Source organism: Paenibacillus senegalensis JC66, assembly GCF_000285515.1.
Classification (GTDB): domain Bacteria; phylum Bacillota; class Bacilli; order Paenibacillales; family NBRC-103111; genus Paenibacillus_L; species Paenibacillus_L senegalensis.
The window spans coordinates 1-21,082 of record NZ_HE610963.1 but is presented as its reverse complement, the minus strand read 5'-3'; the positions used below and the strand labels follow the sequence as shown (position 1 = coordinate 21,082).

Genomic DNA, 21,082 nt, shown 5'->3' with positions numbered 1-21,082 from the left:
TTTAGCCCCCGTAAAGAGAACCGTCGGAACGACCGGTTGCCCTTGAGGTGACCGAACACGCTCTCTACCTCCTCTTTACGCCGAGCATAGATCGCAGACTTCTCTTCATCCTCAAGGGCTCTTTTGGCCTTTGCTTTTAGCTCTTCCCATATGGTGGTTCCAGTGTACCTGGCGATTCCCTTTGGCTTTCGTGCACAAAGGCTTGAGCGGGCAATCACTGCAATCCTCACATTCATAGATTTTGAAGCTTTGCTCTAAACCAGAAGCCGTTTTTTTCGTCTGGTATTTCTTAAAGCGAACGTATCGGCCATTGGGGCAAACATCCTGCTCTTCATATGTCCAGTTGGAAGCGTGCCGGATGTCCTTCTGGTAACGTCGGGTTTTCTCCTTCAAATAGTTGCCGTAGGGAATAAGAAAATCAAATCGCGGCTGTACGAACATGCTTACCGGCAGCCTTCGGAAAATAACTTCTAAGGCGGCACCCAGGGTCTACGGGATCGACTGGTGGATCCACTGGCGAGTAATGCTTTTCTGTGTAACTTCAAGTTTTGTTGGTCCTCTCATGATACCGGATAGGCGTATATCACATATCGATCGGGGGCGGATCCTACATAGTAAAATGGGTAGCAAGTAGTAACAACGAGAACTTCCTCGCCCATCGAACGTATGACGGAAGTATCGTGTTCATCGACTATTTCCGTACTCGCAATTTCATATTCGAACGTACCGTACGGCATTTTTACGATGAAACGATCCCCTATGTCGAGATCACCCAATTTCCGGAAGACCGTATCCCGGTGACCCGATAATAAGATTTGTTCGCCATCCGACGGAAACACGCTGGCGCTATAATGTCCAACGCCTTTTTCCAGCATCTCTTCATCTGTACCTTCAATGATTGGCAACTCTGCTTCGAGCTTCGGTATTTCCAGCAGGCCTATAACGTCATTCTCACTTGGGCTGAACTGTTCTCGAACCATACGGGGTGATGGAGCCCCTTCACGCGCTGTTAATGGATCCATTTGGGGGATGTTCTCCGAGTCGCGTTCTTTAGATGCGCTCTCAATGACTGCTTCCGCCTGTGCTAATGCTCTTTTCAACTCAGCCTGATGATTGGTGTATTGGAGTACGGCGATTAACACTAGAACGAGACCAAAGGCCATCACGATCATTCCGGCTTTTTTCCGCAAAACGCTCACCCCCCTCACTTGGTTAGAGTCAGAAGAGAACTCTTCGACCGGAAAAGTATCTTCCTCTGAGAGACTCCGTTATGACGCCCGCCTTACTTTTCTACGTAAAATCAATTGATCCCTCCCCAACATATCGTTTGTAAGATACCTTTTTTGGAAGTATCTTTATTTCATGATTCTCTGTCAAATACAACAACCTTTTACATTTTCCCTTCAAGTATTCAACAAAAAATTATTTTATACCTATCTTTTTCCACCCGAAGACCTAGTACTGCTCTTCACACCTGCCTCTGTAGTTTGTCAGCCTAGCACATAATTATCATCCATATAGTTCCAAGTCCCGGGCGCTTGTTGACACCCCCCAAGCTGTAAAAAAAGATGTATCCGAATCCCCCTGCGTACAAGCCATAGAAAAAAGTATGCTGCTACTTTATGACGAGTTCCAGCTTAACGAGTCTATCTGCGAGAATAAAAAAGGAACTGCCGCGGCAGCTCCTCTCGTGGTCCTATGCAATTTTTTCTATACCGATCGCTAATTAAATTGTTTTCGGCTAACTGCTTGTCCTGTCCAAATTCTCTCTCCAGCTTTTCCCCGAGTGCTCGTGCATTGTCTAAGTTGTGGGATAGCCTCCTTGTACAGGAACCGAAATAATCGCCTTTAAGTTGTCTTCCTGGTACTTGTCCATGCCGGAAAATACAGCCGTATAATAAATGCCATCCTGCGTCCACAAGTAGTAAGCCGGATTTATTTCCAGCCTCTTATTGTCGGAATAACTAGACTTGAAATAGACTTCGTCCGGGTCCTCATAAGCCGAAATTTCAACGCCGTTCATCTCCACCTTCCGCGTGAGTGGGAGCTTGGATGTGTCGAACAGCGGCTCCTTGCTCTGGTAGAGCGAGAAATACTCGTTGATATCATACATGGAGGAATTATCCGCTGCGCGGTAAGTTGTCCATAACGTATCCGCAGCATGCCTGAACCAGTATCCAGTGTTCTGATCGCCGGCCCTAAGTATAGTCGAGCTTATCAGTTTAAGCCCCGTATCGGACAATTCTAGCGGGATCTTTACTTCAAAGCCGAGAATGTTTTCCGCTGCAAGCAAGTCTGATTCATCGTAAAGAGGAAATGAGTTTCCTTCGCCGTCGTAGCGAACGTGCTGAACCTGCTGCGGGAAGACAAAGGCTTGCACCATGCCAGTCAGCATTTCCTGCGACAAATACTCGCTATTGTAATTAATCGCATACCATACATCGTTATCCTGCCAGTAGAAGCTTTTACCCGTCTCTGTCCTTTGCTTATAGCGGCGTTCATCCGTAAATAAAGTTCCCGTCACGTTTCCAATTGTTGTCGTTTCTTGCCGGTATTCAGCAGTCTCGCTTGCCGTCTGGGGATAATGAGCTCCCCGCAATTGATTGTGCTCCAGCAAATTGCCGTTGCCTTTGGCAGCAAGCACCTCGATGGTTTGTTCATTTTCTTGACCGAAGTTAGTTACAAAAGTAATGGATACTGCATCAATTAGATCAGCATTGTCGGCTCTGGTGAAGTTTTTATAATAGGATACACCCTGAAACTGATACCCTGCAGGAAGATAGTCAGGTACTTTAAAGTTGATTTTCGGAAAATCAAGCGCCACGCTCCAGTTTATGAAACCACCTGAACGAATCGTTGTATATAGGGGAAAAATCCCTCTCACCGTCTTCCGCTTTAATCGACGTGTCCAGCCCTTTTCCGTCATCCAGTGCATCGGTCAGCAGAACGGCGCCTAATACAAGTACCAGAAGAATTGCGGCAAGGGATAGCTTGTACGAGCCTTTCTTGAATTTTGTAATCATTAACATTCTCCGTTTCGTTTCCTTCTTGCTGCCCCCAAAATGGGACAGGTTGACCTGAGCTGAAGCGTTCCGGGAAAACAACCGCGACAGCATGAGTAAAGTCATACCGTAAGATGAAGCTTCACGCTCACCCAGCCTTTCAAGGACGCTTGCGTCACAGGCCGTTTCCTGGTCGGCTTTCATCTTCTTCATAGCAAGCCACACCAGCGGGTTATACCAATGCACCCCTGCAGAAAGCATCCACAGGGCATTACACCATAAGTCCTTGCGTTTGTAGTGAGTCAGCTCATGCATCAGGATATGCGTCAGCTGATTGGTATTAGCGATTGCGATGATATCTTCAGGCAAATAAATTCCCGGTTTCCATAAGCCATAGAGGCAAGGACTGTGAAGGCCGTTTGTTTCATAGACGGGGATCGGTCTGGTTATACCCAGCTTTTCCTGGCAAGCCGCAACAACGGAAAGTATCTCCTTATCGTCAACCTTGAGGGAATTTCTGATCCTTGACTTGAATACCAGCGTACTAAACAGATAATAACTGCTGAAGCAGAGAAGTCCCCCAAGCCATACCAGCGAACCGGCCGTTCGCCAGCTCAGTTCATCCTCCATTTCAAGAGCATAGCTCTGAGGATGCTTCATTGGGGTTGCAGCTGCAGCTGATTTCCCTGTCTGATTCAAGCTGGGTTGTGGCGCTATGCTGCTATCCTTACTGTGATTGGGTGACAAGCCCGCAGTGGAATGAGATTCTGTGGAAGAAGGGGGCGGCAAAATTCGTTCATCTAGATTCCACTCAACAGGCAGCGCTTTCGGCAGCACATTAAATAAGCTAATCGGGCTTTGCGGTGCAACTGGAACCAACAGCTTAATCAGCACAAGAAACCACAGCATATAAACGACCCTGGGATTAAGCCGCTTATGAAACAGCCTTCGAATCAGCAGCACAAGCAGCAGGATAACCGCCGAATATAGTGAAGCAGTAAACAGAAGTGTGAAAAGCATCTCTACATCTTTCATGATTTCTTTTTACTCTCCAAAATTTTTTGAAGCTCCTCTATGTCCTCTTCCGTAAGCGGCTCTTCCTCGAGAAATTTTGCGCACATCATACCAACGGCCCCTTTATATACCCTATCCAAAAATGAACGATTCTCGGCTTTTAAGTAATCATCATATGAAATTAGCGGGTAGTAGAGATAATTCCGATTGGACTTCTCGAAACGAATAGCTTTTTTCTTATGCAGCCGATTCAGGAAGGTCTTAATCGTTTGATCAGACCATTGCATCTGCTGCCCCAGCCTCGAAATAATTTCTTTAGAGGACAAAGGCGCCTCCTGCCAAAGAAGCTTCATCACTTCGCTTTCTGCTTCAGTAATATGCGGGGATTTGTTCATCGCAGCTCACCTTTTCGTTTTTTGTTTACAATCGTAAACGATAGGATTAAGTTTACAGCCGTAAACGTAATCTGTCAACCCGTAAAAAGAGCTCATGAGGTGGACGGGTGTACAGGGCAGTAAAGCTCTCTGTCGGAAGAGAAGGTTGACCAGGGAATACTTCCCTCCATCTCTCTTACTCCAGCCCAAGCACCAAAGGGGGCTGTCGGAAATGTGGCGTTCAGCCCGATAGCTAGAATAAGCAACCCCCAAGCAGCTAACCCGAGGCCAGCGGACCCGAGGCGAATTGTATGCGAAAGTGGGTGTGAAAGTGTATGCGAAATGCGAAATTGTTTGCGAAAACAGTCATGCCATTGAATTCTCATGCACAACTCCAGCAAGGAAATAGCCAAGGTTGGCTGGGCTCGCGGGGTTAGAGGGCTGCGTGGGTCGTACAAATGCAGGGGCTTTAAGCTATTAACGAGCTGCAGCCAGTGTTTCAGACGAAATGTCGTACAAGTTATGTGATTGAGGTACGATTATCCGAGATTGCTCATCATGCAGGGCGTTTTATTTTCATAGAAAAACCTATACATTCGCTGCTGCTGCGGGCCAGAACGAATTGGGGCTGTCCAGAATTATTGGACAGCCCCTACAAGAAACAAATACCAAACGAGTTAATTCAACTAAAATTTTGGACCACCCGAATACCGCCCTTAACATTTTGCGATTCCAATAAGCGATGATCGCCCCTGAGGGCCATGAACTAGGATTTTGCAAGTACTCCATATATTGATCGTTGATGAGATGAGATAAGTCTGGGGTCGAGCCATCCAAACTTTCTATGTAATCTGCTTCAGGCGGATCAAATCCTTTTCGATGAGCTAAGATTCTTGATTTTGATCTTCCGCTCTTCTTTTAAAGCCAAATAATCGATTTAGGAAGCGAGACAATCATCCCTCTCCGTCACTCTGATTAGAAAGGTGATCAGTTCGGCCGCCGTTAAATGCATATACTCGTTTTGCCCCGCTCGATATTGATAATATCGCGAATGATCCGATAATTGATTCATTATTAGCTGCTTTCGCGTCAATCCATTATAATGCCAACCGACTGGTTCGATGTCATATTTCATTCGATCTTCGGCAGAAGTAATTTCCCTTTAATGCTGTACCCCCAAAAACTACCGGGATATTTACTTCGATTCACCCTCTTTCCCCTGCCGCATATTCGCCCGGACGGACGTCTATCACTTCTCTGGAAGGCTGGATTAAAGCCAATTCCAACCTGCAAGGCCAATACACATCCGGCGCCATCTCTCCGTTCAGCAAGCCGGCGATCGTCTCGCCATCGCTCACCGGTACATCCTCCTCAAACAAGTAGGCTGCAAAACTAAACGCATGCGATGACACGTCGTTAGGATCCAATGTATGAAAGTGGTACTGGACATCCGGAAGACCGAGGGCAAAGAGGCCAAGCGAGTCAATCAAGCTGTCTTCGGTTCCATGTATAGTAAAATAGCGGATGTTCAGGCCGAACTGCAAGAAACGCGAGGCTCCTTCATAGGGATTATCCGTAATTTCAGCCGCATGCAGCAGTTTCCCGCTCGATGGAATCCAGATTGCGATGCAGGTCGGGAACAGGCTTACAGCAGTCTCCAGCCAATCCGCCAGCAAAGCACTGCGCGATTTATAATCCAGTCCCGCCGCCATGAAGTCGCTGATCAGCAGCTTATAGCGGCATTTTTGCAAGACATCCTCTGCATTCGGCATCATCCAAAACTGGCTTCGTTCCAAATCGGTAATCGTCTCCGATTGAAAAGGGATAAAGTCCGCCATCATCACCTAAGCAGGCAGTTCCCCGTCCTGGTAGGCTACTTTGTAGGCCTCAAAGGCAAACGATGACAAGGCGTCGGCTGCAGACACGATATCCGTTTTCCCGCATCTGCTTTCTAACGCATTCCGGACAACGTCCTCTCTCGGACGTTCTACTTTTTCTTCAAAGAGCAGATACATTTGAAATATTCGCTGAAACTGACTTTTTTCATCTAAATTTTGTTGAAGCACGCGATCGCTCTCCATTTTCCCCTATCCCTCCATTATTTGTCGTTTCCCTGTACACCCCTTATTTTACATACCAGCTCGTTTCCAGAACAATAACGCCTTCAAATAAACCTGTAGAGGTAAAGAGGTTCTATGCCTGAATAAGAGGCGCACATCCCATATAGCTGCATTGATAAAAATATTAAAACAAAAAGAACAGCCCGTAAGCTGTTCTCTTTCACCGGCTGCGGTTAGAAGCACGTGAACGAGCGAATTCGATTCAAATCAATGCCGAAGTACGCCCAGAAAAAACCGAACCATCTGAACCCTGCGACAGAAGTGCGTCCGACGAATACCGGGAAGAACCAAAATTGCTCGCCGTTGTTCAGCCAAATGTATGTGTTGCGGAATAGGCAGCCTCTAATCGCACCAGGATCAACGGCAAATGCAGTAGCCTGCATTTGCGGTACGAATTGCGGCGGGGGAGCTGTCGGCGCTTGAACGCCTCCCGGCGTCCCTCCCGGAGATCCCGGAGTTCCCGGAAAACCACCTGGAAACCCCGGTCCTCCCGGCACGCCAGGTCCTCCCGGAAACCCTGGTCCCCCCGGTACGCCAGGTCCGCCCGGAAATCCCGGAAATCCTCCGCCGGTTCCTGGAGTTGGAAAAAACCCCATAATATGATCGCTCCTTTCAACGAGTAGGCATAATCATCATATGCATTCGCGGAAAGGATGCTTGGGTGAAAGCCCATAAGAACAGACTTATAATACGCATGAACAAGGTCGCTGGTCTATGCAAAATAATGTCCATCACCAGTCCGAGCCGGAAATGGCTTAAACTCTCCACCACGATGAAAAGGGGACCGTAAACTCTCCGATGACGTATACAATTGGAAAGCTCAGGGAACAATATCCCAAACTAACGAAAGAGGTTAACAAAATGAACAAGTTGATGGACGAAAAGGTTGACGCTTATCGAATTGGCGTCGGGCATATGAAGGAAACTCTGCCGAACGTAGTAGATACGTACCATAACTTTACTACCCAGTGTTTTGAAGAAAATGCGGTGAGCGCGAAAAATAAACAGCTGATCGCACTTGGAATTGCTTTATTCGCCAATAACGAAATATGTACATATTATCATGTAGGAGAAGCGTTATCCCAGGGTGCGAGCCCGAGTGAGATTATGGATGCCGTTGCAGTTGCCGCCGCAGTTGGCGGGGGGCACGCCTTGAGTCAGGGAGTGACCCGGGTACAACAAGCTATAGCTGAGAAGTTGCAGTAAACGACAAGTGCGAATTTAAAAATAACATATCTTGCATAATTTCCATTCATTTGCAGCACAATTAAATCGTATGGATCCATACAAAATCCATTATGAAGGAATGACAATCAAATGAGTTCTCTTGGAGCACACGAAGTACTAGAGCTTCATGAAGTGTTGAACGATGCTATTCACGGGTTAAATACGCTTAACCTGTTCCGCCCGTATGCACAGGATCACATGCTGCAGGCGATTATGGATCGGCACATTCAGGTTCTTACTATGGAGTACAATAGCATGGTGCAATTAGCCAATCAACAGGGCGCCGGCCAAGCTGTACCTGCACGGCGGATGAGTGCCGGTATGAATCCGGCCATTAACATGAACCAAACGTTTCAACCGATGTACGGGCTGCACAACCCACAAACGCAAGCTCCGGCCAGAAGTGCGCAGGAGATCGATGACGTTGACGTAGCGCTGTGTCTTGTCAACTGCCACAAGCAGACCGCTTCATTAAAAATGAAGGCAGCGCTTGAAATGGCCAACCCGACTTTACGCCGAACCATGCAGCATGGAGCTAACACATCCGCGGACATGGCTTACGAAGGATTCCAATTCGCCAACCAAAAAGGGTACTATCAAGTTCCAACGCTGAAAGATACGACCCAGAATACTTACCTTCAATCTTACGGAATGTCCCAGACCCATCAAACCGATATACCAATGGTATAGCTTATAATGGAAAAAGCCGCCTTTACGAAGGCGGCTTCCAAATAATTAAAACAGTAATTCATATTAACAATTGGAACCACCGACCATGACCGTCTGTCTTGGCCAGCGTTTCTTTATGTTCCTTTCCGCCTATGTAACCATCAAGATGGAGGTCTAAATCCCACATATTATTATAAAGATGGAACACTTCTCTTTCCTTACCCAGGTCCTGAATATGTTTATTTAACGTGATTTTGGCCTCGTGAGGGATTTGATTGGCTACGTGTGTATGAAAAACACACAAAGTTGAATCGTTTTTCATTTTGGAGGCTATGCTCGGCAGTAGTGAAATACCATCCCCCTCAACTAACTCCAATGGTTCCTTCTTCAAACAAGACACGGCTTTTTCAAAGTACGATATTCGTTCTTTGTGTTCTGGCCAAATCAATGCTTTGAGCCACAGGTAATCTTCTGGATCACTTAAATTGTTTATATGCAAGTCTAAACCGAGCCTTGACGTTACAGGCGGACTATTTTCAAAGAAGAATGGAATGTTCTCACCTCGAATTTCTGCGTTGATCTCAAGGGCCGACTGTTTATCCCCGTATTTTTTATTTTGATGGTAAGAGTATCTATATTTGTCCCATAGAAGTTGCAAACCCGCACTTGTTCCTATTTCAATAAGCGCTAAAGGTTTTTGGGTTAATTTGTAGATGTGGCAAAAGCTTGGGTACAAATAAGCGCAGCGCCGTACCTCATTCGTCTGTACAAGCTTACTTCTTAGAATCTGAACAACCTCATTTTCATATTGTTTACAAAAATCTTGGAAGCAATGGAATGCGCCCATTGAATCTCTTGGATCACTTACGACGCTGGGGTAATACTCCGCTAAAGGGTGCTCCACACCACTTAGCAGCAGATAATGAACCGCCCCTAGCAATAGGTTAGGATTAGGTTGCCCTGGTCTTGATTGAGCCGCCAGTTGGAGCAACGTTGTGTCCATGGCAATGTTTTTTGCAAGATGCTCATACAGTCTGCTTGAACCCTTACATTCCCTTTCAGCAAAGACCTTAAATCGATCAGATAGTATGCCCCTGTCCAAGATAACACCTCCAAACCTATTAATAGAATAGTATCACAAGCAACTGATAAATAGAATTTTACAATATTTATTGATGTGAAATATTTTATTAATGTGCAAACCGTCATGTCATTGAATTCTCAGGCACAACTCCAGCATGAAAATAGCCAAGGTTGGCGGGGCTCAAGGGCTGCGCAGGCTTGCTGCCTGCGTTTTGTACGAAATGTCGTACAAATGCATGGGGTTGAAGCGCAAATACTAGAGGTTTGTATGAAACGTCGTACAAATTCAGGGGTTTAAGGGCCAGCAGCTACTTTTTATACGACATATCGTACAAATACATGTGATTAAGGTGCGATTACCTGTGATTTGTATGACAAATCGTACAAATGCAGGGCTTAAACTCTTAAGGAGCCGCAGCCAGTATTTCAGATAAAACGCCTTTCTCGCGCGCAGATATCGGCATGATCCCATGGAGATTCTTGAACGCCCGTGCGAACGCTTCCGCCGATTGATATCCATATTTCATGGCTACATCGATCACCTTAGTATTGGTTGTCTGCAATTCAAATGCCGCCAATGTCAATCTTCGGCGCCGGATGTACTCGGATAACGAGATTCCGGTAATGAACGGAAACATTCGTTGAAAATGATACGTGGAGCAACAGGCGATCTGAGCTATCTTGACATACGAGATATCTTCCGCCAGATTTGTTTCGATATAATCCATGACGTTTTTCATCCTCTCCAACCAATCCATCGTTTACCCCCTCTCAAGATAAATTTTATTATGGTTAAACAAACAATGCCGTGCATTTTCTGCACGAAAAAGTCAGCATATCGATGATAGTATTATTAGTAATTGTTAATATGCGGTATCCTTTAGTTTTACTTAATCGCCCAATGCAATCGAATCTCCTGAATCGAACTATCATCTGACCAGTTATACGTCTATTCCGGATATAGCTCGAATCCGTATCCCTGCCACATATCGATTGGCTCAAAACCTTCTTCCGTAATGACACCCGGAATACTTCTATGGAATTCATCGTATTGATCCAACGTACCCTTGAAAGTTGAAACCGCATATCTTTGCTGAGGGATAGATATCGTTTCCATACCCTTCGGTAGATTTAGTTCTTCTGCCACTTCAATACCAACAAACAAGATCGGAAGTTGCGGGTCAAGGATCTGTGGTGGAATCAAACAGTGAATATCCTTATTGATCCGATTGGGAAAGAACTCCAGATGGTCAAAAATTTTCTTTACAGAAGTCCGAACATTCTTACCAAGTTCTGGAAAAGGAACCTCTAAACGATACCCTGCAAGAACAAAAGGATCCTTTGTAATGATTTTGTTCAGCACTTTATACTTGAACGAAGTATCCAATTTCTCGTTTGCAAATACTTCTTCCATAGTCTTCAAAAGCTCCTTTTTTAATTGTAATCTTGATCTTCGGATTCTACTCTCAATGGCACCGGGTGAAGCATTTAATATCCGGCCTATCTCCGCAATAGACAGACCGCCCCCTCTTCGAGGGGTTATTTTTACAGCCTTTCTGAAAAATAAAAAAGAACCCTCGAGCTTTGAAATCCAACGCAACGCCCGAGCACTTTCGGCACTACTCTCTCAGATCGAGGACTACTTTCTGCATCTAAGGGATGAACTAGAGGCTGAAGCAGGGGGCAAATTTCGTTTGGGCAAAAACGGCTGCGCCGTTGTTCTCGAAGCGAGAGACAATCTCCGGGACCCAGGGTAACGTCAGGCTAACCGGAAGTCGGCGGGTTGCTGGTCATTTCCCCCGAGTACGTTTAACTGATCGAAACTGCAAGTTTTTCACTGTTTTGGCTTTGACTTTCTTTGGTTATTGTGTTTCCTTAATTATAGGAGGAGCATAAGGAGGCAGGAAGATGAACGTCATTCTGTGGATACTCGGTTCAATCGCTGCAGTCGTAATCATTTTCGTGGCGGCAGCGGGAACTTATGCGGTGCTTAAGGAAAGAGGCAACGAACTGTACACCAGGCGGGACGAGAACGGCAACCTGATCCTGCTCGATACGCCCAGCATGCGCATCGGTGCCGCCTCCGCGTACGACCAGACAATCGAGATGGAGAAGCGGGGGCACGTGAACTCCAACGGCATGAGCTGGAACGACCGCTGGCTGGGTACGATCCGATCGATCCGAAAAAGTACCGAGAACCCGGAATGGTATGTCCAATATATCATTGAACAGCGCCGCAAGGCGGGGCTCCCCGAGCTCGAGGGGGTTGACGAGGCATGGCCGTAAGGCGGCTAGCGGACTATCGGCTCCGTCCGGCCTGGGAGATAATTACCTCACGCTGGAGAGTTGTTTGTAGTAAATATTACTTTCCCAACCACTTCGTAAAGGCTAACCCTTTTCCTATCCTTGCAGCTTCAATTACCTTTTGGATAAACTAAGTTTTCGAGCGAGTATATATTCCTCCAACGTGCTAGCTGATTATACAGCGGCTCTCTTTTTCAAATCTCCATACTCGACAACTATCACAGGATGTTCCCTAAAATAATCTCTAAGAAGAAACTCATTCCGCAGGTAAAACTCATCATCATAAGGTAAAATATGCAGGTAATGGCTCCAAACACCCCCTGAAAGCTTCCACTGGCATTCGGTGAGTACTTGCCAATACGTCGTATTTTTCTTCAAACCGATACGGAAAAATAACCCATCGTCATGTTTGCCGAACAGGAGGCTGGATAATGAGAAAATACATTTAAGCGAAATAGCGAAAATAAGCGATTCCCAGCAGCAATAGGAAACCGATGATACGCAGTATGATGACTTCTTTGTTCTGGGCCAGAGTATCGATGACAATGGTAATCAGACTAAAAGCGCCAAAGACAAACGCAATAATAATCCCTTGACGATCAGTTATCGCCCCTTGTTCTTTGATGATGCTGAGCAGCATCAACGCCGCCGGAAACAATATTACTCCAACAATCATATACTTCTGCGTCTTGTTCGGATCCAACCCCCTGGGAGCAGCTTTTTTTCGCATTTTCTTTTTCATGCTTAAACTCCCCTTTGCGGATTGTTTACCCATTTTACGCTGCCTTGACTTGCACGTTAGTAGAGAAACGGAAGCCCGTTGATGATGGGCTTCCGTGCTTTACATTAGCATTTATTGCATACCAAGTCATCCAATGTATGACTTCACGGTGGACGCGCGATTCATTATTTGGACTCTTCCGTATACCGTTTGAAATTGTCCAAGATCGCTTGCCAGCCCGCCTGTTGAAAATCAACGGGGTGACTATTTTCGGCGTCAAAGGTTTCAATGATCTTCGTTGTCTCGCCTTGATCGACGAACGTAATCTCTACCTTACGGCCATCTCCCAAAGTGTAAGAAATCGTCTGATGAAGCTTCACTTCATCATACACTCCGTCAAAATCAAAGCCCATGCTGCCATCCTTCGCTTCCATTCTGGTTACGAACTTTCCGCCGACTCGCAAGTCATTTTCCGCATGTGGCGCATGCCAGTCCTCAGAAGCCTGGCTCCACTTCATAATGTGCTCCGGCTCGGTCCAAGAACTCCATACTTTTGCTACAGGGGCTTGAACGATGGCCTCTACTGTTACTTTTACTGGTTTGCTTGCTTCCATTGTGAACGACACCTCTCTAAGGATATTTTGGCCTCTCCCTTATATAGACGAATGCCAATCGTTAAATTCATCGGTCTAATTGTTCTGGAAGCCCCAATCGAGTAAATAATTTTGTGTTTATGAAATTTTGAACATGTCGTATGCGATTATCCTCCTCTTCAAGAACGTGGATTCCCCAAGGCACCAGAACAGACCCGTCCTTGCCCGGCATATACTGTGCCAAAGCCGGATAACCGCCATTCACGGTAACCGGCATGAATTTAGACCCCTCGCAATGCCAGCGCGTAATCGTAAAGAACTTGAACAAGTCGTCTTGGCCCCTTATCCACATAGGGAATGGAGGCATAGACATACAGCCCTCCTCATGGAACAGCGATACTAGCGCTTTAATATCAAATTGTTCGAAGGCCTCCACATACCGGGAGAGGAGATCCGGATCGGGAACCGCATCCATCCTGCTGGTCTCGCCGGAACGAAGCTGCGTCCGGCCCATCGTCTCTCTGGCACGCTGCAAAGCACTGTTCACTGCCGCTGGCGACATATTTAAAATTTCCGCGATTTGTTTGGAGGACCATTCAAAAACATCCTTCAAAATAAGAACCGCCCGTTGACGAGGCGGCAAGACTTGTAAGAGGGCAATAAAGCAGAGCTGAAGGGTATCTCGGCGAACGAGAATATCCTCCGGGTTTCCCCCAAAATCAGGTGAAGGCCAAATCCAGGCCGATTCTGGCAGCGTCTCGCTCGGTGCGACAATGGATACCGCCGGATCGGATAGGTCAACGGGAAGGACCCGGCGCTTGGCCTTCCTTAGCTTGTCCAGACATAAGTTCGACGCGATGCGGTAGATCCATGTTTTAATGGAGGCTTCATGTCTGAACACATCCCAGTTTTGCCAAGCCCGAATGTACGTTTCCTGAACCGCATCGTCCGCATCATCCATAGAACCTAACATTCGGTAACAAAACGATGTTAACCCTGGCTTATAGCTCTCAAATAACTTCCTATCAAAAGCTGCTCCGCTCATCTTGACCTCCTCAGATCGATACTTGGAATCGTTCTCCTTCCATCATAATCGATGCGTCCGAATGCCTCAATCCATCATTTCGGTTCCATCGAAAATCCGCATTGGCGAACAGCCCGCTTAGCTATTTTGCTGAGTGGGCTCCACTCGCAGCTCCAGATTCTCGGTAAAAAGCTCTTATAAAAAAAGGGTAACCATGCTAAACTTAGCCTATCAATCTGGTGTTTCTCCGCCGAAACTATCGAGCTTCCGACAGAATGGATCTGGCTGGTGAAGCTGGTTGATCAAAACACGATACATGACGGTTTTGGGTGAAGCTGAAAGGAATGGGCTGTTTGAAAAATAAAATGGTACTCGCCTTAATCATGATCGCCATCACCCTCTTGACAACGTACTCCGTCCTTCATTCCTTGCGTGTCTTCGACTCCCGTGCATTCACGGCACAAGATGGGGTTCTTTCCTTGCAGCATTGGGATCAACAGAAGGAGCGAGTTATTGCGTTAGATGGGGTATGGGATTTTTATCCGGATGAATTAATCGTGCCCAGCCCGGATGAAGATGTCTTTGAACAATATAGGGACAAGCGCCAATCTATTCCAGTCCCTTCAGCCTGGGATCGCTATAAACCGGGTAACGCAAGCCCTCATGGGACGGGTACGTATCGCTTGCTTATTCACGTTCCGGAGGACGGCCGTTACGGGGTAAAGCTGAATACGATTCGAAATGCCAATACCGTGTATATAAACGGGAAAGAGCTGGGCTCAGCTGGGGTCCCTTCAAAAAACACGGATGAATATCGCTTCGATTACAAAAAGTATGTCGTATTGGAAAATAGTAAAAACAAACAAATAGAGCTGGTTATCCTAGTTGCTAATTATGACTATGCGGTTGGCGGGATTGTCAGTTCGCTCCATTTCGGTTCAGCCGAACAAATATTAGCAGCACAAGGCCGTGATCAATTTATTGAAGCCTTCCTCATTTCCGGCTATCTATTGTTTTCATGTATCTACTTTACGAGGTACCTGCAGCATAAAAGGAGATTCCGGTATGAGCTATATTTTAGTCTATCCAGTCTAGCACAAGCTATCCATATATCGACGATCAATGAAAGATGGATCTACTTGCTGTTTCCGGAGGTCAGCCCAGCCTCACAAGTAACGATACAGGCTATTTCACTTACCCTTTTCGTATTGTTTTTCCTATTGTTTGTGTATCATTTCTTCAACATGACTGCCAGCAAAAGGATCGTCACAGCATTAAGTGCCCTATTAGGATTTCAAGCCTTGGCAATAGGTGTGTTAAGCATAACGATTGAGCTAGTAGCAAAGGTTTCATTTCCGCTCATGCAACTCATTGTTTCAGGGACTATCGCTCTTGGTTATGTGTATATCTTTATTATGCTGTTAAAAGCCTACAAGCAAAAAACGGATGAGTCCAACTATGTGCTGATGGTTGTTTTTACTTTTGCCCTTTATGGTGCGCTGCTTGCAGTGGTTCTGCTATTTGAAGTGAATATCGAAATCCCGTCGCTTCTTTTGTTTTTAATTATGGTGATGAACTTGGCGCTATTAATGAGTCATCGTTCTCAACAAGCTTATAATGATATAGAGAAGCTGTCTGCTGAGCTGCTTGAATTCGACCGAATAAAGGATGAATTTCTAGTCAAAACATCGCATGAGCTCGGTACCCCGCTCCACAGTATTATGAATCTATCTCAATCGCTGCTGGAGGGGGTAGAGGGGCCTTTAAAAAAGCAGCAGCAAGAAAATGTGATTTTGATCCATTCGGTCAGCAGAAGATTAGCTAGTTTGGTTAAGGATCTGCAATATATTTCAAAAATAAAGCAAGGCGAGGTGTTGATTACATCCAAACCTATCGAAATCCGAATTATTGAAGAAGTTCTCGCTGAGGTTGCCTATCTCATGCCGCCCGCTCATCCTGTTAAATTGATCAATGCGATCCCGGAAAATTTGCCGCTTGTCTACACCGATGGGCAGAAGCTAAAGCAGGTTTTCTTCAATTTGATCTACAATGCAATTAAATTCACCAAGCAGGGGACCATCACGATCTCCGCTCAAATCATAGAGGAACAGATGCACATATCGATTGAGGATACGGGTCCGGGTATTGCTCCAGAGTACCAAGACCTCATATTTACAACTTTTTATCAAGTTGAAAGCAGCCGGATCAGGGAATCCGAAGGACTTGGGTTGGGGTTAAGCATTGCCAAAGAAATTGTGGAGAGCGCAGGCGGACGAATTTGGGTAACTTCTGAAATAGGCAAAGGCTCATGCTTTACCTTCACCATCCCACTGGCTACTCAACAACAGCTGTTAGAACATAATGAACTCAACCATCATGAAATGAACAAGCAAATTACGCCTGATCAAAACAAAAATCGGTTGCCGCAGCAGTCTCCGGTTGTCCTGCCTGCAAAAGTGAAGGGCTCGAAACCATATACGATACTGGTTGTAGATGATGAGCCTGCCAACTTGAAGGTGCTTATTATCATGCTTCAATCGCTTCATTACAGCGTAATTGCAGTAGGCAGCGGGCAAGAGGCGCTTGACGTCATCACAACGGAAAAGGTGGATCTATTAATTTTAGATTTAATGATGCCCCATATGACAGGATATGAGGTTTGCAAAACGGTCAGACAGGATTACGACTTAGTAGAGCTGCCTGTTATCATATTAACTGCATCAGGGCAATTGTCTGACTTAGTCGCATCCTTCCAATTCGGAGCCAATGATTACTTGCAAAAGCCTGTCAATTTGAAGGAATTAGAGGTGCGCGTCAATTCTTTATTATTAATGAAAAAATCGGCGCAGGATGCGGTGGAGCATGAACTCAACTACTTTTACACCCAGATTAAACCGCATTTTTTATACAATACACTCAGCGCCATTATTCATCTAAGTTCGTCTGATCCGATAAAAACCGAAACTGCATTAACACATCTTGCTACCTATTTCCGCGGAAAGCTGAATTACCAAAAGCAGCGCTCACTCGTCCCTATGGAGGAAGAAATCGAATTAGTAAGAGCTTACCTGGCGATAGAACAAATGCGCTTCGCAGAACGGCTTCATATCGAATATAAAATTGACGAAACGATTCAAACCTATATTCCAGCCATGACACTGCAGCCGCTAGTAGAAAATGCCGTTCATCACGGGTTATCCAAAAGTAAAAATGGCGGTACGCTGCGTCTGACTATCGAGCGGGAGCAACCGTATATCAAAATCGTGATAGAGGATAACGGTGTCGGGATCCCTCCAGAAAAGCAGCAAGAGCTATTGCGTGGTCAAAATGATCGCCTGGGCTTCACCAATCCATTTAAAAAGCTTTCCCTTATTAAAGGATCTCGTTTTCAAATGAACAGTGAGGTGGGTAAAGGAACAACCATCATCATTCATATGCTCGAGACCCAAGACAACAGGGAAGAATTCTAATTCTTATGAATGGCGTTCAACCCTTCCTGTCGATGCGGCATATCTAAAAAAGTGGTCCGTTTCCACATTGCTCCAAAATCGCTTTCTTCAAATGTGCCAAAAACCGTGCAGAAAAACGGGCTCAAAACTTAACCTAGTGGTTGACAACAAAGGAGGAAATCACTACGGGGAATGAGGGGACCTCCGATCGCTGTTAGCATATGCTCCCGAAGTACGCTTTCTTCCAGAAAGCGTTGACCCCAGATTTCTTAATCATAGCCGCCCCAGCGGTTGAAATCCGGTGGCATTCGGGAATGAAGATAGAACCTTGTACAAATCAATTCAATTTGCCCCTTCCGTCTAAATAGACGGAGGAGCCATTTTCTTAGCCATTTGTGACCTGAGAACTCTTGCGGAAAACTTGCCGTCACTTATGATACGGTTCTCCTCTCTTCACTGACTGGTAAAGCAGTTTGAGCCAATCCATCGTCTTCTGGAAACCAGAAGACGATGTTTTTAATGCTCTTACGGTCGGTTTCAACATAGATTTCCTTAATCAATGCTCGAAGTAATGCTCTCTTTTCTTCGAATACGGGTCACCGACACAAAGAATTCACTCGAGCAGCAATCATAATTTATATCTTCAGGGTTACAACTCTATTTCGAGTCGAAACTTCAAACAGATTCCTCTTCCAAGCGAAGATGAAATGTTAAAAAAGATGCTTGGTGAAGATATTACGTTGGAGTTTGATACTTCCGGCGCTTATGATAAATACGTTCTGAAAAGGAACGGAAGAGTCATTCGAACTATCGAAAAAACCAGAGCAAGAGGCGCTCCCGGCAGTGATAATCGAATCCAAGTAAAATCCGAAAATGGAATCATTATGTTCTTCGATTATTCTGCTTACCATTCCAGTTCTGATGGGTGGCGGAATAATTGGCTCACACTGAATTCAGATAATATCGAGACAAGCCCAATACTTTCAAGTAGTTCATTCAATTACTGTAGGGGAAGAAGAAAAGATTCAGCCTGCTCAAAACTCAGAAGTGATATACACAAGCAGAGTCACAGCATGGCCGTATAGCCTTAAAGTAACAAAACAGCAATACGGGCAAGAACTATGGACAAGAGAACTTCCGCAAGACACATCTCAATCCATAGATGTAGTAGGGATACATCCCGATATGCAAAAGGTAGCGATCATCTCCTACAGTGACGGAAAATCTACTCTGTATCACTTAAATCCATCAACAGGAGCTACCCAGCGTAGTTATACAATACCTGGATCTAACAACTCAAACAGATTTACAATTGTAGGGTATTATCATGATACACTAATTGTCGAAAAACGAGATTTCTTCAACGGATCATATTTGTTTACTGAAACAATTGGGATGGATTATACAGGCTCAGTCCGATGGAGAACTCCACATGAGTTAAGTAAAGGGGCGATAACAAAAGATGGTTACTTCATCAAACCGACTGGAGATCATCAGGGGTTATACCGCGTCTGAGCATTCCTCCAAATATTCGATCTGACTACTGGTCGTCTAATCGAAACGATTCAATTGGACCAATTCCAAGGTAACCAATGGTATCATGAAAATCTTCAGTGGTATTTCGATAAAGTGTTTTTGACTGATAACCAAGAGGTTTTTGTTAGCTACTACCTCACTTATCATGATATCGACTATCCAACGAAGTATATTGGGAAGTCGGGGCATGCTTTGTATCGTAGCGATCCACAGTCGAGGAGAAAGGTAGAACCTTATCATACGTATGGGCAATTCCATAACCCATCAAATGCGGGAACGAAATGCAGAATTTACTTATCAATTACAGATGCAACTGAATCCTGCCTTCCGCAGCCAAGAACACGCTGGATTTTCTTTTAGAATGGTCGACCAGCGAAATATGTATCGAGTAGAAACGAACCGCTACAAAACATCTCTGGTAAAATGGGTAAACGGCACAAGAACGGTTCTAAAGGAAGTTAATTTCCCAATTGCAAATCAAACACCTTATGCTTTTAAAGTTAAAGCATCTGGCGATCGTATTCAGATCAATGCAAATGGCGTGCCGATCATTGATGTTCGGGATTCCAGTTTTGCCAACGCAGGCATGTACGGTCCTTACTCAACAACTTCAGGCACAACATTTAAAGGCTTGACAGTATTGACTCTCCCTGATCGATCACAAGTAGAAAACGCCGTGCTAATCGATGATCCGGTAATTTATGATGTAAACTATCGTGATGCTGAAAACGATCCAAGGATTAATGATTTAACAGAATGGCGTTATCAGCATGTAAATCCAAACAAGTTTCTAAATGCTGGCGATGGAAAGAACGGGCTTTCTTCGATTCACAATAAGACGGTACGGACACCATATAGGTCTTTTGATCGTACTGGAGAATATCGTGTTACCTATATAACATGGGATGATCCACACCCAAATTATCGATATCCAAGCAACGTTTTTGCTGAATATCGTAAGCAGTCAGAACCACACAGCGAAACGTTAATTGTACATCGAAGACCAATTGCCTTATTCTCTCTCTCGGTATCGGAGAACGGAACAGTCATTTGGAACGATAGCAGCTATGACCCTGATCGTTGGTTGAGTCCGACCAATTATTCTCGGGAACAGACTGGAATTAATTATCAGACGACACGGGGGATTGTAGACCGAAGATACAAATACATTGCGCCAGACGGAAGCGTGGCATTCGGGAAGTTAACACGGCCAACGCAAACCGGAACATATACCGTAAGTATGACGGTAATGGATGAGTACGGGGCATGGTCAGATTGGTATGATCAAACGATAGATATTGTACGAACATTACCTAATCGACCACCCACAGTCACATTAACGTTTCCCAATGGATCACAAAACAATCCGTCCTTTGTGGATACCGTAACACCAACGATTCGCTGGAACCAAAACGATCCTGACCCGGACACAACCTTTGCTGCATTCCAAATCATCATTCGGAATGAGAACGGATCTGTCTTCCATGATACAGGGATTCTCCCCCAAGGAACGACAGCAACTAGTAACTCTTGGGTAGTAACCCGTGAGCTTGCGCTAGGTAGCAAATATCAGGTGCAGGTCAGGGTATCCGATGGCATCGAGTGGTCAAACTGGTCTAACATTGGGTGGATGATTACAAATCGTCCGCCAACGGCAGTCATGACCCATCCAACAGGTACACAGGCAAATCCAACAATGGTTAACACGTTGAGGCCGACCTTAACCTGGAGGCAGACCGACCCTGATCCTGGAACGATATTCCGTCACTACCAACTGTAAATTGCTAATGAGCAGGATGCAATCGTTTTGGATACCGGACAGCTCAATCAGTCCACTCCATCGCAAAATGGATCGTGGAGTGTGAATCGGGACCTCCCTCCTGGTGTAAAGCTCAAGGTGCGCGTTCGTGTCCATGACGGCATTATCTGGTCAGCATGGTCGCCTTATACCTGGATGCTGTAACCG

17 protein-coding genes and 4 pseudogenes are annotated in these 21,082 nt (G+C 45.5%); 6 read left to right on the top strand and 15 right to left on the bottom strand.

What is annotated here, in order from left to right; all coding sequences use genetic code 11:
• The 8 genes and pseudogenes from PSHG_RS32040 to PSHG_RS28695 all read right to left on the bottom strand — a co-directional run.
• Positions 1-441, bottom strand: a pseudogene (locus PSHG_RS32040) (transposase); the annotation flags it as partial.
• A gap of 119 nt (positions 442-560) precedes the next feature.
• On the bottom strand, positions 561-1,190 hold the full coding sequence (locus tag PSHG_RS22520) for a class D sortase (protein ID WP_010278147.1): 630 nt from the start codon (positions 1,188-1,190) through the stop codon (positions 561-563).
• 611 nt (positions 1,191-1,801) lie between these two features.
• On the bottom strand, positions 1,802-2,824 hold the full coding sequence (locus PSHG_RS28705; RefSeq protein WP_052310092.1) for a hypothetical protein: 1,023 nt from the start codon (positions 2,822-2,824) through the stop codon (positions 1,802-1,804).
• Entirely contained in the window at positions 2,814-4,037 is a 1,224-nt protein-coding gene (locus PSHG_RS29635; RefSeq protein ID WP_052310091.1) for a M56 family metallopeptidase, read from the bottom strand. The genes PSHG_RS28705 and PSHG_RS29635 overlap by 11 nt, the downstream gene beginning before the upstream one ends.
• Entirely contained in the window at positions 4,034-4,411 is a 378-nt protein-coding gene (locus PSHG_RS22510) for a BlaI/MecI/CopY family transcriptional regulator (protein ID WP_010278145.1), read from the bottom strand. Before PSHG_RS22510 ends, PSHG_RS29635 begins: the two co-directional genes overlap by 4 nt.
• Positions 4,412-5,595: 1,184 nt before the next feature.
• Positions 5,596-6,231, bottom strand: a complete 636-nt coding sequence (locus PSHG_RS28700) for a DUF4261 domain-containing protein (protein WP_235782115.1) — start codon at positions 6,229-6,231, stop codon at positions 5,596-5,598.
• 3 nt (positions 6,232-6,234) lie between these two features.
• A complete protein-coding gene (locus PSHG_RS31275; protein WP_010278141.1) occupies positions 6,235-6,471 on the bottom strand; it encodes a hypothetical protein in 237 nt (78 codons plus the stop codon).
• A 212-nt stretch (positions 6,472-6,683) separates the two neighbouring features.
• Complete coding sequence (locus tag PSHG_RS28695) at positions 6,684-7,106, bottom strand: hypothetical protein (RefSeq protein WP_010278138.1); 423 nt, start codon at positions 7,104-7,106, stop codon at positions 6,684-6,686.
• Between the two features lie 265 nt (positions 7,107-7,371).
• Between PSHG_RS28695 and PSHG_RS22495 the strand changes: the two genes are divergently transcribed.
• Positions 7,372-7,716, top strand: coding sequence for a carboxymuconolactone decarboxylase family protein (locus PSHG_RS22495; protein WP_026021562.1), 345 nt, complete (start codon positions 7,372-7,374; stop codon positions 7,714-7,716).
• 111 nt (positions 7,717-7,827) lie between these two features.
• Positions 7,828-8,427: a spore coat protein gene (locus PSHG_RS22490; RefSeq protein ID WP_010278131.1), complete on the top strand. Its 600-nt coding sequence runs from the start codon at positions 7,828-7,830 to the stop codon at positions 8,425-8,427.
• Between the two features lie 58 nt (positions 8,428-8,485).
• Here the strand turns inward: PSHG_RS22490 and PSHG_RS22485 are convergent, their stop codons facing one another.
• The 4 genes and pseudogenes from PSHG_RS22485 to PSHG_RS32035 all read right to left on the bottom strand — a co-directional run.
• A complete protein-coding gene (locus tag PSHG_RS22485; RefSeq protein ID WP_026021561.1) occupies positions 8,486-9,511 on the bottom strand; it encodes a DUF2332 domain-containing protein in 1,026 nt (341 codons plus the stop codon).
• Between the two features lie 412 nt (positions 9,512-9,923).
• Positions 9,924-10,247, bottom strand: a pseudogene (locus tag PSHG_RS28690) (helix-turn-helix transcriptional regulator); the annotation flags it as partial.
• A gap of 191 nt (positions 10,248-10,438) precedes the next feature.
• Positions 10,439-10,903 carry a GyrI-like domain-containing protein gene (locus tag PSHG_RS22475; protein ID WP_010278123.1) on the bottom strand — a complete coding sequence of 155 codons (465 nt, stop codon included), beginning with the start codon at positions 10,901-10,903 and terminating at the stop codon, positions 10,439-10,441.
• A gap of 33 nt (positions 10,904-10,936) precedes the next feature.
• A pseudogene (locus tag PSHG_RS32035) lies at positions 10,937-11,089 on the bottom strand (hypothetical protein); the annotation flags it as partial.
• A 308-nt stretch (positions 11,090-11,397) separates the two neighbouring features.
• On the opposite strand from PSHG_RS32035, the gene PSHG_RS22465 reads away from it, so the two are divergent.
• Positions 11,398-11,775 carry a hypothetical protein gene (locus tag PSHG_RS22465; RefSeq protein WP_010278117.1) on the top strand — a complete coding sequence of 126 codons (378 nt, stop codon included), beginning with the start codon at positions 11,398-11,400 and terminating at the stop codon, positions 11,773-11,775.
• A 463-nt stretch (positions 11,776-12,238) separates the two neighbouring features.
• Here PSHG_RS22465 and PSHG_RS22460 read toward each other — a convergent pair whose 3' ends face one another.
• The 3 genes and pseudogenes from PSHG_RS22460 to PSHG_RS22450 all read right to left on the bottom strand — a co-directional run.
• The gene (locus tag PSHG_RS22460) at positions 12,239-12,535 is read right to left on the bottom strand and encodes a hypothetical protein (RefSeq protein WP_010278115.1); all 297 of its coding nucleotides are present in this window, start codon (positions 12,533-12,535) and stop codon (positions 12,239-12,241) included.
• Positions 12,536-12,699: 164 nt separating this feature from the next.
• Positions 12,700-13,128 (bottom strand): SRPBCC family protein, encoded by a 429-nt coding sequence (locus PSHG_RS22455; RefSeq protein WP_010278112.1) that lies wholly within the window; start codon positions 13,126-13,128, stop codon positions 12,700-12,702.
• 67 nt (positions 13,129-13,195) lie between these two features.
• A pseudogene (locus PSHG_RS22450) lies at positions 13,196-14,155 on the bottom strand (sigma-70 family RNA polymerase sigma factor); the annotation flags it as partial.
• Between the two features lie 329 nt (positions 14,156-14,484).
• Here PSHG_RS22450 and PSHG_RS28685 point away from each other — a divergent pair.
• From PSHG_RS28685 to PSHG_RS30770, 3 genes are all read left to right on the top strand, one after another.
• A complete protein-coding gene (locus PSHG_RS28685; RefSeq protein WP_052310090.1) occupies positions 14,485-17,601 on the top strand; it encodes an ATP-binding protein in 3,117 nt (1,038 codons plus the stop codon).
• A 1,759-nt stretch (positions 17,602-19,360) separates the two neighbouring features.
• Positions 19,361-20,896, top strand: a complete 1,536-nt coding sequence (locus PSHG_RS22435) for a glycoside hydrolase family 78 protein (RefSeq protein ID WP_010278104.1) — start codon at positions 19,361-19,363, stop codon at positions 20,894-20,896.
• 27 nt (positions 20,897-20,923) lie between these two features.
• Positions 20,924-21,079: a hypothetical protein gene (locus PSHG_RS30770; protein ID WP_157213490.1), complete on the top strand. Its 156-nt coding sequence runs from the start codon at positions 20,924-20,926 to the stop codon at positions 21,077-21,079.
• Positions 21,080-21,082 lie beyond the last annotated feature (3 nt).

Bases quoted from the DNA above. Each gene is read 5' to 3' on its own strand.
- PSHG_RS22490 (WP_010278131.1), top strand. From the start codon at position 7,828: ATGAGTTCTCTTGGAGCACACGAAGTACTAGAGCTTCATGAAGTGTTG.
- PSHG_RS28700 (WP_235782115.1), bottom strand. From the start codon at position 6,231: ATGATGGCGGACTTTATCCCTTTTCAATCGGAGACGATTACCGATTTG.
- PSHG_RS22495 (WP_026021562.1), top strand. From the start codon at position 7,372: ATGAACAAGTTGATGGACGAAAAGGTTGACGCTTATCGAATTGGCGTC.
- PSHG_RS22460 (WP_010278115.1), bottom strand. From the start codon at position 12,535: ATGAAAAAGAAAATGCGAAAAAAAGCTGCTCCCAGGGGGTTGGATCCG.
- PSHG_RS22465 (WP_010278117.1), top strand. From the start codon at position 11,398: ATGAACGTCATTCTGTGGATACTCGGTTCAATCGCTGCAGTCGTAATC.
- PSHG_RS22475 (WP_010278123.1), bottom strand. From the start codon at position 10,903: ATGGAAGAAGTATTTGCAAACGAGAAATTGGATACTTCGTTCAAGTAT.
- PSHG_RS28695 (WP_010278138.1), bottom strand. From the start codon at position 7,106: ATGGGGTTTTTTCCAACTCCAGGAACCGGCGGAGGATTTCCGGGATTT.
- PSHG_RS22510 (WP_010278145.1), bottom strand. From the start codon at position 4,411: ATGAACAAATCCCCGCATATTACTGAAGCAGAAAGCGAAGTGATGAAG.
- PSHG_RS22435 (WP_010278104.1), top strand. From the start codon at position 19,361: ATGGGCAATTCCATAACCCATCAAATGCGGGAACGAAATGCAGAATTT.
- PSHG_RS29635 (WP_052310091.1), bottom strand. From the start codon at position 4,037: ATGAAAGATGTAGAGATGCTTTTCACACTTCTGTTTACTGCTTCACTA.
- PSHG_RS31275 (WP_010278141.1), bottom strand. From the start codon at position 6,471: ATGGAGAGCGATCGCGTGCTTCAACAAAATTTAGATGAAAAAAGTCAG.
- PSHG_RS22455 (WP_010278112.1), bottom strand. From the start codon at position 13,128: ATGGAAGCAAGCAAACCAGTAAAAGTAACAGTAGAGGCCATCGTTCAA.